This is a genomic window from Leeuwenhoekiella marinoflava DSM 3653 (genome assembly GCF_900129005.1).
Taxonomy (GTDB): Bacteria; Bacteroidota; Bacteroidia; order Flavobacteriales; family Flavobacteriaceae; genus Leeuwenhoekiella; species Leeuwenhoekiella marinoflava.
The window spans coordinates 279,118-292,020 of record NZ_FQUN01000006.1 but is presented as its reverse complement, the minus strand read 5'-3'; the positions used below and the strand labels follow the sequence as shown (position 1 = coordinate 292,020).

The window sequence follows — 12,903 nt, the reverse complement described above, 5'->3', positions numbered from 1 at the left end:
AGTTTTAATTGGCTCTTCTAAATTCCCAATTAATACGATTAAATGCAAGTGCAAGCGTTTAAGTAGGTGGTTATTCCCTTTAAAACATCTCCTAAATCCTTTAACCATCATCTTGTTACTTGTAAATTACTGATGTCTAATCAAAATGAAGTATTTTAATAAATCTTAATTTAGTAGTACTTATCTTGTTAATAAAATGTTATTGATATTCTTTAAACTGATTTATTAATTATTATAGTAAGTATTAAAAAAAATCGACAAGTAAAATATAACTGAATTAACTTTTTTTAATAGAATCTTATAAAATCGTCTTTTTTTAAACCCTAAATAAGATAAAACATATATTTATTCTGATGTAAAACGTCAAACTGATGCTGAAAAATTTCTCAAAATAGAAAAAAGGATAGACTTAGTAAGTTTATCCTTTTTAAAATACGAGTGAGTGTATTGTTATTATTTTTTTCGATCTATTAAAACCTGTTCAATATCCTTAAGTCCAAAACCTTTTGCCTTCAAGAGAATCAAATAATGAAAAAGTAAATCGGCACTCTCATTTAGAAAAAGCTTATCATCTTCATCCTTAGCTTCAATCACAACTTCTACCGCTTCCTCACCTACTTTCTGAGCTATTTTATTGATTCCTTTTCTAAAAAGATCTGCAACGTAGCTCTTTTCGTTATCCTGATTGGCTTTACGTTCTGCAATGGTTTGCTCAAGCTCTGTAAGAAAACCAAAAGACTGCTCATTCTCATCACCCCAACAATTGTCCGCTCCTGTATGACAGGTTGGACCTTGCGGGTTGACACGAATTAATAATGTATCATTATCACAGTCGTTTTTAATAGAAACCAAATTTAAAAAGTTACCACTTTCTTCACCTTTAGTCCAAAGACGCTGTTTGCTACGGCTGTAAAAGGTTACTTTTTTAGTTTTATTAGTTTTGAGATACGCTTCCTCATTCATATAACCCAACATCAAAACCGTATTGGTTTTAGCATCCTGAATTATTGCAGGCACCAGGCCTTTTTCATCATAATTAATTTTCATAACTCTTGAGTTATTTCGCAAAGGCGAAAATTCTATTTAAATCCGTACCGGAATATTTTTACTTTTTAATACATGTTTCAACTCTGAGATATCAATTTCGTGAAAATGAAATACACTTGCCGCCAAAGCTGCATCAGCCTTTCCGTTGATAAACGTATCTGTAAAATGCTGCATCGTCCCCGCTCCTCCTGAAGCAATAATGGGAATATTTAATAAGGTACTCAATTTTGCCAACGCTTCATCTGCAAAACCATTTTTTGTACCGTCGTGATCCATTGACGTAAACAAGATTTCTCCTGCGCCACGTTGCTCCACTTCCTGAGCCCATTCAAACAAATCCAATTCTGTAGGCACTTTACCACCTACCAGATGCACGGTCCATTTACCTTTGATTTGTTTAGCATCTATCGCAACAACAACACATTGTGAGCCAAATTTTGCAGCCAGATCATTAATCAATTGCGGATTCTTCACTGCGGAAGAGTTAATCGAAACTTTATCAGCACCATTATGAAGCAAAATATCTACATCTTCAACAGAAGAAATCCCGCCACCTACCGTAAACGGAATATTTATTTTTTCTGCAACGCGCAAAACCAAATCAGCTAAGGTTTTACGACGCTCCTCAGTTGCCGAAATATCAAGAAAAACAAGTTCGTCTGCACCGGTTTCAGCGTACTTCGCTGCCAACTCGACCGGATCACCGGCATCACGTAAAGCAACAAAATTAACCCCTTTAACGGTACGACCTTTTTTTATATCCAAACAAGGTATTATACGTTTTGTAAGCATTATAAATCTATTTTTTCTTTTCCGCGAAGGCGGAAAACTTAATTTAAAAGTCCCATTTCAATAAAAATGAAATAAGAAAATACTATACATAGTAAAGCTGCGATACTATTTTTAAGCTTTTTATGATCTAAAAACATTAGGAATGCTTCTATGAATACCAATGGTAATCCTAGGATTAGCAAACCTAGGATTCCGAAAATTCCAAATCCCCAAGGATCATTACTGAATGCACTAAACCAGATAGTAAATAGGATAACTACGAAATAATATATCGATACATAAACACCTAATATGCTAATGCGGTTTTTCAATGTTTCAATATAAATCCTTCCAACTGTTTCATTGAGATTCTTCCTTCATAAATCGCTTTACCGATAATCGTTCCTTCGCAACCTAATTCTGCTAGTTTTGGCAACTCGTCGAAATGTGAAATTCCACCGGAAGCTATTAGCTTTAGGTTCTCGACTGCGCTCAAACTGACGCTATCACGATTGTGCTCAACCTGACATTCTTCCAATATTTTGGTATATAAATCAAACGAAGGACCTTCTAGCATTCCGTCTTTGCTGATATCTGTGCAAATAACATAGGAAACGCCATCTTTTTGATACTCCTGTATAAACGGAATCAATTCTTCTTTAGATTCTTCTAACCAGCCGCTAACGGCTACTTTCTCATCTTTAGCATCAGCTCCCAGAATAATTTTATCTGCTCCAAATTTGGTCAACCAATTTTTAAAAGTATCTCTATCTTTTACCGCAATGCTTCCTCCGGTTATCTGTTTGGCGCCACTTTCAAAAGCGATACGCAGATCATCATCTGTTTTGAGTCCGCCTCCAAAATCTATTTTCAAACGGGTTTGTGAAGCGATTTGTTCCAAAACCTTATGGTTCACAATATGCTTGCTCTTAGCGCCGTCCAGATCAACAAGGTGTAAAAATTCGATTCCGTGTGCTTCAAATTCTTTAGCAACCTCTAACGGGCTCTCATTATAAATCTTTTTTGTGTCATAATCACCTTTAGAAAGACGCACACACTTTCCGTCAATGATATCTATAGCGGGTATTATTCGCATTTTAATAAGTTATGATTCATCATTCATTGTTAGTTATTTAAAAAACTACTCTAGCGTTTAAAATTCGACTCTTTGAATTCCGAGTTCTTCAAATAATTCATAAAACCTCCAATTTATTTTGCAATTCTTGACATTTTAAAGAGTACTCTTCAAACTGATCTTTTGTTATCAATTCTTTATCAAAACATCTATAAAGTTGAGACTTCAATTCTCTTGCACCTCCTTTAGAATAGCTTAAGAAATTTATAAATTCTCTGTTTCCATCACAGTCAAATCCCTCTGCTTTATTATCTATAATTAAACCTGAACCTCTTTCCATTTGATTACTAAGGGTTTAATGCTAAATAAGAAATACCAAATAATCAATTACAAGTCTAAAAAGTTTTTAAGTATTTGTTCACCTACAACACCTGACTTTTCCGGGTGAAATTGCACACCGTAAAAATTATCCTTCTGCAAAGCCGAGGCATAGTCTAGTTCGTAATTTGTCGTTGCAATCATTTCGGTGCATTTCGGTGCATAAAAACTGTGCACCAAATACATATGTGAGTTTTCAGGAATGTCAGTAAATAATTCACTTTGTAAGTCTGTAATTTCATTCCAGCCTATTTGCGGAACTTTTACCTCTTTTGAAAACTTCACCACATCTACATCAAAAATCCCAAGTCCGGTGGTGTCTCCTTCGGTAGAATGTTTACACATCAATTGCATCCCCAGACAAATACCTAAAACTGGCTGTTTTAAGTTCGGGATAATCTTATCTAAACCCGTAACTCTTAATTTTGCCATAGCACTACTCGCCTCACCCACACCAGGGAAAATAACCTTATCTGCAGCTTTTATTTTTTCAGCATCGTCAGAAAGCACTGCATCAATTCCCAGACGTTGAAACGCGAATTTGATGCTTTGTATGTTTCCGGCGCCGTAGTTTATAATTACGAGCCCCCCAGCCCCCGAAGGGGGAGTTGACTGTGATTCTTTCTGTGTATTTTTTGTTTCAATCATAAATTAAACTCTCAAACTTTGCCTAAGCAAAGTTGTAATTAACAGTTCCTAGGGGGACCTTAAAGCATTCCCTTTGTACTAGGCAATACCATTTTATCAGGATCACGTTTTACAGCTACTTTTATTGCTTTTGCAAAGGCCTTGAAAATCGCTTCTATTTTATGATGTTCGTTAGTTCCTTCGGCTTTTACATTCAGATTCGCTCTTGCCCCATCGGTAAAGGATTTAAAGAAATGATAAAACATTTCGGTAGGCATCTCTCCTATTTTTTCTCTATTAAAATCTGCTTCCCAAACCAACCAGTTTCGGCCTCCAAAATCAATTGCTACCTGCGCCAAACAGTCGTCCATAGGCAAACAAAAACCGTAGCGCTCTATACCAAGTTTGTTCCCTAAAGCTTTGGCAAACACTTCACCTAGAGCAATCGCTGTATCTTCTATGGTGTGATGTTCATCAACTTCCAAATCGCCATTTACATGAATTTTTAAATCCATTGAGCCGTGACGTGCCAGCTGATCTAACATATGATCAAAAAAGGCCAAACCTGTTTTGATATCACTTTTTCCGGTCCCGTCCAGATTGAGTTCGATTTCAATATCAGTTTCATTTGTTTTTCTTGAGATGGATGCGGTGCGTTCTTCCAACTTTAAAAACTCATAAATCTCCTGCCAATCGTTAGTTTCAAGAGCAATGAATTTCTCTAATTCTTCACGTTTAATAGTAATCTCTTCAGAACCTAAATCAGTATGATCATTTATAAAAATACCCTTTGCTCCCAGATTTTTTGCCAGTTCAATATCTGTAAGACGATCTCCAAAAACAAAGCTGTTTTCCAGATCATACTCTTCAGAGAAAAATTCGGTAAGCATACCGGTTCCCGGTTTACGCGTATTGGCATTTTCTTCCGGGAAGGTCTTGTCTATAAAAACCTTGTCAAAAATCACACCTTCATTTGCAAAGGATTTTAAAATGAAATTATGTACCGGCCAGAAGGTGTCTTCAGGAAAAATATCAGTCCCTAAACCATCTTGATTGGTTATCATCACGAGTTTATAATCGAGCTCATTTGCAATTTTGCTCAAGTAGCTAAAAACCTTGGGATAAAAAGTCACTTTATCAAAGGCATCAACCTGATAACCGAGTGGTTCTTTTATAATCGTCCCGTCACGATCTATAAACAGCACTTTTTGTTTTTTGGTGGTAGTTTCGGTGGTCATAATTTTTTAAACTAGTTCTTTTAATGCAGCAATTAATTTCTTGTTTTCAGTCGAAGTCCCCACTGTAAAACGCAATGTATTTTCACAAAGCGCCTGCGTACTTCTATTGCGCACCACAATTCCTTTTTTGATTAATTCATTATATCTTTTATCAGCATCATCTACACGAGCTAAAATAAAATTAGCCTCACTAGGGAATATTTTTTCAACAAAACTCACCTCAAGTAATACTTTAGATAAGATGTCTCTTTCCTTTAAAATTGAGTTAATCTCCGTTGCAACCGATTCAAAATCCAAAATGCGTTCTAAAGCTTTTTTCTGAGTGAGTTCGTTTACATTATATGGCGGTTTAATTTTGTTAAGCACCGCTATAATTGCTGCGGAAGCATAACAAATTCCTAATCTGATTCCCGCTAAACCATAGGCTTTTGAAAGGGTTTGAATAATAACCAGATTGGGATATTCCTGAAGTTTTGTAGACCAACTTTCGCCTTCCATAAAATCTACATAAGCTTCATCAATTACGACTATTCCTTTGAATGATTCCAATAATTCAGTTATCGTTTCCGCTTCAAAACTATTTGCAGTAGGATTATTAGGAGAACATAAAAAGAGCATTTTAGTCTGGTGATCTACCTGCTCTAAAATTTGCGCTACATCAGGTTGAAAGTCTTCCGTAAGCAATACTTCCCTATTGGCAATATCATTTGTAGCTGCCAGCACACTATACATACCATACGTTGGCGGTAAAGTAATAACGTTGTCTTTTTTAGGCTCGCAGAAAGCTCTAAATAATAAATCAAGAACTTCATCGCTACCATTTCCTAATAGAATCTGATCTGTCGGAACACGCTTAACAGATGATAAATGCTGCTTTAAAGTAATCTGCTGCGGATCGGGGTACCTGTTCACTCCGTTATTATACGGATTCTCATTGGCATCCAGAAAAACCATATCCTCATTAAAATCTTTAAACTCATCACGTGCTGAAGAATACGGCTTTAGTTTTGAAACATTTTCACGCACCAGCCTGTCTAAATTGAATGTTGAAGTGCTCATAATTATTCTTTAGCCAATTTGTTTAAACGCAAAGTAATCGCATTTTTGTGTGCCTGTAAGCCTTCTGCTTCAGCCATTAACTCGATAGCGTTTCCTATATTCTTTATACCTTCTTGAGATAACTCCTGAAAGGTCATACTCTTCATAAAACTATCCAGATTTACACCGCTGTATTGTTTTGCATACCCATTTGTTGGTAACGTGTGATTGGTACCTGAGGCATAATCACCGGCACTTTCCGGTGTGTAATTTCCAATAAAAACCGAACCGGCATTAGCGATATTATCTACGTAAAATGCATTGTCATTTGTAGCAACGATAAAGTGTTCCGGGCCGTATTCATCTATCAATTCAAGTGCTGTTTTATGGTTTTCAACATAAATAAGCTTGCTGTTTGCTATAGCTTTCTCTGCAATAGATTTACGCGGAAGTTGAACCAATTGGGTATTGATTTCATCTTCAACAGAAACAATAAGTCCTTTTGAGGTCGAAACTAAAATCACCTGACTGTCCACGCCGTGCTCTGCCTGACTCAATAAGTCTGAAGCAACAAAAGAAGCATCTGCAGTATCATCTGCAACAACCAATAATTCTGAAGGTCCAGCCGGCATATCTATACTCACATTGTATTTTGTAGCCATTTGCTTAGCAACTGTTACAAACTGATTACCGGGACCAAAAATCTTATAAACTTTAGAAATACTTTCAGTACCGAAAGTCATTGCGCCAATGGCCTGAATACCTCCTACTTTGTAAATTTTATCTATACCACAAAGTTGAGCAGTAAACAAAATCGCCGGATTGATATTTCCTTGTTTATCTGGCGGAGTGCACAAAACAACTTCTTTGCATCCTGCAATTTTAGCTGGGGTTGCAAGCATTAAAATTGTCGAAAAAAGCGGAGCTGTACCACCGGGAATATAAAGACCCACTTTTTGAATAGGTCGTTTCTCTTGCCAGCATTTTACACCAGGAGCAGTCTCAACACGCACTGGTTCTGTTTTTTGAGCTTTATGAAATACTTCTATATTTTTTTTTGCAAGCTCAATCGCTTCCTTTAATTCTAGTGAAAGTTCTTTTACAGCAAAATTTATTTCTTCTTGCTGTACTTCGAGACTATTAATTAGAACCCCATCAAACTTCTCTGTATACTGTTTGACAGCAGAATCACCATAAGATTTAATATTATCAAAGATTTCAAGAACAGTACTTTCAATCTGATCGTAAGTCTGTGTTGGGCGTTTAAGAATGTCAGCCCAAGTAGAACGGTCTGGATTTTCTATTTTATTCATAGCTTTTAGCTTTAGCGAAATTACAAGACCATTTTTTCGATATCACTAACCAGAATTCCCTGAGCTCCAGAATCTTTCAATTTATCTATAACCTCCCAAAATTCATTTTTATCAATTACCGAGTGTACACTACTCCAACCTTCCTCAGCAAGTGGTAAAACCGTAGGACTTTTCATCCCCGGAAGCATTTTAATAATTTCATCTAAACGTTCATTTGGTGCATTAAGCAATACATACTTATAATCGCGACCTTTTAAAACAGATTGAATTCTAAAAAGGAGCTTATCTAAGATCTCTTGACGTTCAGCATCTATTTTAGAAGAAACAGCAAGTACGGCTTCAGATTTAAGCATTACTTCAACCTCTTTGAGTCCGTTTTTAAACAGCGTGCTTCCGCTGGAAACAATATCACAAATAGCATCTGCAAGACCAATGTTTGGTGCAATTTCAACAGAACCATTTATAATGTGTAAATCAGCTTTTACACCAAATTGAGAAAGATAACCTAATACAGTATTAGGGTAAGACGTTGCAATCTTTTTACCTTCAAAGTCCTTTACAGAATCATATTTGGTTCCTTTAGGTAACGCAAGCGAAACACGACATTTTGAAAAGCCAAGCTTTTGTGCAATGGCAATATCGTCACCTTTTTCAATTAAAACATTCTCGCCAAGAATAGCAATATCTACAACACCGTCTCTCAAATATTGTGGAATATCACCATTGCGCAAATAAAACACTTCAAGCGGAAAGTTTGCAGCGTTAGCCTTGAGTTGATCGCGACCGTTATCTATAGAAACACCACAATCTTTTAAAATTTGCAGGGAGTCTTCATTGAGTCTTCCCGACTTTTGAATAGCAATTCTAATTTTTTTAATCATTTTAGTTTGGTTTGTTAGCTTGAGCCATCCTAAACAGAAAACCCGTTTGAATGACTCAAACGGGTTATTGTTATTTTTATACGTGAATTACAAATACAACATCTTTACCTCGCTTGAGTGCGTGAATAAAAATGATGATGATGTAATGCTGTTCTTTTCATAAATCTGAGACGAATTTAAAAAAAAAATACGATTAACCTTCATTATATCGAATAGATTTAACCAACTGATGATCATTTTATCACAATGTGTTATTTTTGAGTAAATTCAGAAATAATGAGAAATTTCTTAATAGCCTTTTCCGTATTCGTATGTTGGTGCGTAGTAGGTCTATATTTTCTGAATTCTAGCAATTCAATAAATAGAAATAGTCTTTTTATTAAGCATACAACAGTTGAGATTAACACTCAAAAACTGATGATTGATTCTCTAGAATCTTCTCAATCAAATAATTCTATTGCAAACAGAGATTCTGAAATAAATGATAAAAATAAGTTTTCAGATAGCAGTATTAACAACTCCAGAACGAATGACAAGTTTATAGAAGAGTTACAGAAAAGGCTAAAACGTAATAAACTAGCTATGGAGGAAGATCAAGAACGCCTCAGGTTAGCAAAATTAAAACAAGCTGAAGTAAAAACTGAGTCAGTTGCTCGCAATGTTGATATAACATTTAGACCTGTATTTAAAATGGCGAGACTGGTAAGAGACCAGAATGCAGTAGAATTTTTAGCTAAAGTAAAACTTAAATTAAAAGCAAAACCACAAGCCCGAATTGATATTATAGGATATACTGACCATATAGGAGATGATAGAGATAATTATGAACTCGCTCTTGATCAGGCAGAAAAGATTAGGTTATTTCTAATAAAAAGCCTTAATTTACCTGAAAATCAGGTTTTTGCGTATTCTAAAGGTGAAGACGATCCACTCTATACAAGAGATATGGAAGATAAAATTAAGTTGAATAACAGATATGAATTGATATTTAATTAATGCTTAGTTTTCTATATACACAGACCAACGATAATATCTCAATACCCTTCATCTTTATTGAAGTAGCGGTATTAATGCTTATATCTTTTCTTATAGGATACTTTTTTGCATTCTATCACCAAAAAAGTAAATTCATAAAAAAAATAAGCCTTCTACGTCAAAAATTATCCTCAAAATCTACGGATGTTGAACTGGATTCTGATGAAAATAATTTTGATGAGTCAGATGATATTGCTGCTAAAAATCAAAAAAGCTCCACAGAACCTAAAGTTTATGATATTCCCGAAGCAAATACAGGAGAACTTGATTTTTCTAGAATAGGATTTGCAGATAGCGAAGATGCAGATGATCTGCAAAAAATAATAGGTATTGGTCCCTACACTGAAGAAAAACTAAATACTATAGGGATTTTTACATATGATCAAATTAGTAAGTTCAATGCTCATGATATTGAAATTGTAACCGAACTCATTCAATTTTTCCCAGATCGTATTGTAAATGATAATTGGGTTTCTAAAGCCCAAATGCTTGAACAAGCTAAGCAACGCATGAAGCTCCGGAGAGACCGTTCGGCGCAAATGAAAAAAGCATAAAAAACCGAATCAATCAAGATTCGCTTTTTTATGCAAAGATCGAAGAATAACTAATAGATTATTTTAGTTATTCCCTAAAATAATTGGTAAGCCACTATCCCCAGACCCAATTACAATAACTTTAGAATTAGGAGATTCAGAAAGTTTTAAAGTAGCTTCTATACCTTTGTCTTTTAAAATCTGATCATTTAGAGATTGACTTAAAATACGGTTTGCGTCAGATTTACCTTGCGCTTCTATAACCTGTCGTTCTGCTTCTTTTTGAGCCGAAATCAATCTAAACTCATATTCAAGAGACTCTTGTTCTTGTTTCAGTTTACGCTCTATAGCTTCTTTTATAGTAGCCGGTAAAGTAACATCGCGTACCAAAACTTCATCCAATTCAATATATTGATCTTTGATAATCTTTTGAGTTTCATCAAATATTTCAGCTTGTATAGCATCTCTTTTTGATGAATAGAGCTGCTCTGGAGTATAACGCCCCACAACAGATCTTGCCGCAGATCTTATGGTAGGCAAAAGAATTCGGTTTAAGTAGTCTTCACCTATCTCCTGATGCAATTTACCAAGATTTGTAGCTTGAGGCTTATACCATACTGAAGCTTCCAATTTAATATCAAGTCCATTGGATGAAAGTACATTCATTATCTCTTTTAATTCTTGTCTCCGGACTTCGTAAATAAATACTTTATTCCAGGGAGCTACAATTTGGAAACCTTCACCTAAAGGAGGTTCGTCAGTAACAACACCATCATCAAAAGGCTTGTAAAGCACTCCGGCTTCACCTGAATCTATTGTAACTACTGATTTTGCAATTATTACAATTAAAATTATTATACCAAGAATAATGGGTATTCCTACTTTGGGCAGTCTTTCCATGAAATGTAATTTTTATTTATATAAGTCCGTTATATTTTCTAATGAACCATTCTGTGGTTAGACAAGCAACGATAAATGCTAATAACCAAAAGAAGTTGATTAAAGGTACGTTTTTTTTAACGGCTCGTTCTACAGGAGTAAATTGCTCGCTATTTAGCAGTTCGTCAACAAGTTGTCTGTAGTTTTTAAGTATATAAATATTTCCGCCAGTTTCTTCTGCCAAGGTTTTCATTTTCTGAAAATCTGCATTTTGGCTCTGCCGTTCTAAATCAAAAGGAATAATTGTAAAACTGCCACCAGAGCTTATATGCTGTTTGATTTCTTTTATACGGAATGTATAGTCTCCGGGTTCTAAATTAGATAATTCTACTTCGTATGCAGATCCTTTAAACACGAGGGGAGATTGATAGGTTTCTTCTGAATTTTCATTTTTCAATTCAATCTGAAGCGAAGCGCCGGGATCAAATACATAATTTTTATCAAAATATTGAGCCTGAATATTTATTGTATGTCCTCTGTAATAAAATTGTTCATAATCAATTTCAAGTCTTTTTCTACGTTGATTAGAAGCTGAATATTGAATCAACTTATCTATAAAATTATCAAAATCTTCAAAGCTTTGATTGTCTAGGTAACTTTGACTACGCCATTGATAAATTCCTGTTCCAAGTAAAAACACTTCTCTTAATCCAGAAATTTCAGTAACTCCAAGCAATGGATTTTGAGTTGTTACACCGCTTATACGTTGGTAAAAGAGAACATCAGCATTACCACTAAACTGAATGTTTCCAAATACACTGGTTAATGGAGGGTAGTTATTAAATGTAAGTTCTTCAACTTGAAAAGTATTAAAAGTTCCATTTTTATAAGGCTGAACCAATTCTGACTCATTATTTACAGGTAAAGTCACAGTCTGCTGAATGCTGTTTAAAAAGCCTAAGTCTGTTTGAGTACCACTTATTGTAAAACGATTTTTGTTTAGTTTATTCAATTCAGAATAAATCGAAGAGAAAGAACGTTTGGGTTCAAATAAAATAACCAAATCGTATTCAGTCAACGCTGTCAAATTGACCTCAGAAACCTCTTTTAATGTAACTGCTCTTAACTGATTGCTTTCAATACTTTTTCTTAGCGTTCCCAAATCAGGATGCAAAACACTGTAAACAATTAAAATGTTTGAACGCTGATCTATAACTTCAACAGCAAAATTTTGAGTATTGTTTTCCAGGTTCTTTTCATCTTCGAGTCCACTAACTGTTACTTGATACCGCTGTACTCCTACTGAAGCAGCATTCAGATAGAAATTATTACGCTGTATACTGTTTTCTGAAGTAAAGGTCTGTTCCTTTTTATAAATTATTCTACCATTTTGAGAAACTGAAATTGTCGCCTTCACATCAGATCCTCCTGTGTAAGTCGTGATTAATTCAACAGGAAACTCATTATTTAGATACGCATACTTATTAGAATTAATACGATCTAAGCTCAAATCATCATAAGCCAAAGTATCCCCTACAGCTAAAAAATAATAGAGAGTATTATTGTTTTCTTGCGCTGTATAGCGATAGTCAGCGCCTAGATTTGAATTCCCATCAGTAATAATAACGGGAGTATAATCAACCCCTTTATAAATCTGATTTAAATCTTTTAAACTGTTGGAAATATCTGTCTGACCTTCATTAAAATTTAGTGTTCTAAAAGTTTGAAGGTTCTTTCCATAGCTATAATAATCAATATCAAAGCGATTGTTTAAATCTTTGTCTTCGGAAAAAGAATTGAAAACCGATTGAATTTGAGTAGTATCTCCCAGATATTTCATTGATCTGGAATCATCAATCGCCAATGCTAGTTTGGGCTTTATAGTAGTATACGTGATTTGCTTAAAACTGGGATTTACAAGCAAAATAAGCACCGAAAGCAAAGTGAAAAATCGAAGCGTACTGAGTAAGAAGCGTACTTGTTTTGAACGTTGTGGCTTATAGAAGTAAAAAAAAATGGCAGCAGCTAAAGCTATAAGCCCACAAAGGGTAATGTATAGAATTGTAGATGCTGCCATAGATTTTATTG

Annotated in this window: 13 protein-coding genes; 2 read left to right on the top strand and 11 right to left on the bottom strand. The window is 34.9% G+C overall.

The genetic code is table 11. The features are described 5' to 3' along the window. Window positions 1–453: 453 nt before the first annotated feature. The 9 genes from hisIE to hisG all read right to left on the bottom strand — a co-directional run bounded on the left by hisIE (window position 454) and on the right by hisG (window position 8,365). Window positions 454–1,047 carry a bifunctional phosphoribosyl-AMP cyclohydrolase/phosphoribosyl-ATP diphosphatase HisIE gene (gene hisIE / locus BUB91_RS06040; protein WP_073098240.1) on the bottom strand — a complete coding sequence of 198 codons (594 nt, stop codon included), beginning with the start codon at window positions 1,045–1,047 and terminating at the stop codon, window positions 454–456. A gap of 36 nt (window positions 1,048–1,083) precedes the next feature. Further along, window positions 1,084–1,839, bottom strand: a complete 756-nt coding sequence (gene hisF / locus BUB91_RS06035; RefSeq protein WP_073098238.1) for an imidazole glycerol phosphate synthase subunit HisF — start codon at window positions 1,837–1,839, stop codon at window positions 1,084–1,086. 307 nt (window positions 1,840–2,146) lie between these two features. Continuing rightward, window positions 2,147–2,914 (bottom strand): 1-(5-phosphoribosyl)-5-[(5-phosphoribosylamino)methylideneamino]imidazole-4-carboxamide isomerase, encoded by a 768-nt coding sequence (gene hisA / locus BUB91_RS06025; RefSeq protein ID WP_073098234.1) that lies wholly within the window; start codon window positions 2,912–2,914, stop codon window positions 2,147–2,149. Window positions 2,915–3,011: 97 nt separating this feature from the next. Then, window positions 3,012–3,233: a four helix bundle protein gene (locus BUB91_RS06020; protein WP_083557853.1), complete on the bottom strand. Its 222-nt coding sequence runs from the start codon at window positions 3,231–3,233 to the stop codon at window positions 3,012–3,014. A 47-nt stretch (window positions 3,234–3,280) separates the two neighbouring features. Further along, window positions 3,281–3,919: an imidazole glycerol phosphate synthase subunit HisH gene (hisH, locus tag BUB91_RS06015; protein WP_083557852.1), complete on the bottom strand. Its 639-nt coding sequence runs from the start codon at window positions 3,917–3,919 to the stop codon at window positions 3,281–3,283. A gap of 59 nt (window positions 3,920–3,978) precedes the next feature. Continuing rightward, the gene (gene hisB, locus BUB91_RS06010) at window positions 3,979–5,136 is read right to left on the bottom strand and encodes a bifunctional histidinol-phosphatase/imidazoleglycerol-phosphate dehydratase HisB (protein ID WP_073098232.1); all 1,158 of its coding nucleotides are present in this window, start codon (window positions 5,134–5,136) and stop codon (window positions 3,979–3,981) included. A 6-nt stretch (window positions 5,137–5,142) separates the two neighbouring features. Continuing rightward, window positions 5,143–6,195, bottom strand: coding sequence for a histidinol-phosphate transaminase (gene hisC / locus BUB91_RS06005; protein WP_073098230.1), 1,053 nt, complete (start codon window positions 6,193–6,195; stop codon window positions 5,143–5,145). A gap of 2 nt (window positions 6,196–6,197) precedes the next feature. Then, window positions 6,198–7,487, bottom strand: a complete 1,290-nt coding sequence (hisD, locus tag BUB91_RS06000; protein ID WP_073098228.1) for a histidinol dehydrogenase — start codon at window positions 7,485–7,487, stop codon at window positions 6,198–6,200. A gap of 20 nt (window positions 7,488–7,507) precedes the next feature. Further along, complete coding sequence (gene hisG / locus BUB91_RS05995) at window positions 7,508–8,365, bottom strand: ATP phosphoribosyltransferase (protein ID WP_073098302.1); 858 nt, start codon at window positions 8,363–8,365, stop codon at window positions 7,508–7,510. Window positions 8,366–8,785: 420 nt separating this feature from the next. Here hisG and BUB91_RS05990 point away from each other — a divergent pair, with 420 nt between their 5' ends. Together BUB91_RS05990 and BUB91_RS05985 are read left to right on the top strand one after the other, a co-directional pair. Continuing rightward, on the top strand, window positions 8,786–9,364 hold the full coding sequence (locus BUB91_RS05990) for an OmpA family protein (protein WP_073098226.1): 579 nt from the start codon (window positions 8,786–8,788) through the stop codon (window positions 9,362–9,364). Further along, a complete protein-coding gene (locus BUB91_RS05985) occupies window positions 9,364–9,957 on the top strand; it encodes a hypothetical protein (RefSeq protein WP_073098224.1) in 594 nt (197 codons plus the stop codon). The genes BUB91_RS05990 and BUB91_RS05985 overlap by 1 nt, the downstream gene beginning before the upstream one ends. 63 nt (window positions 9,958–10,020) lie before the next feature. On the opposite strand, the gene BUB91_RS05980 is transcribed toward BUB91_RS05985, so the two are convergent. Both BUB91_RS05980 and BUB91_RS05975 read right to left on the bottom strand, forming a co-directional pair. Beyond that, window positions 10,021–10,836 (bottom strand): prohibitin family protein, encoded by an 816-nt coding sequence (locus tag BUB91_RS05980; RefSeq protein WP_073098222.1) that lies wholly within the window; start codon window positions 10,834–10,836, stop codon window positions 10,021–10,023. Window positions 10,837–10,852: 16 nt separating this feature from the next. Continuing rightward, window positions 10,853–12,892 carry a hypothetical protein gene (locus tag BUB91_RS05975; RefSeq protein WP_073098220.1) on the bottom strand — a complete coding sequence of 680 codons (2,040 nt, stop codon included), beginning with the start codon at window positions 12,890–12,892 and terminating at the stop codon, window positions 10,853–10,855. Window positions 12,893–12,903 lie beyond the last annotated feature (11 nt).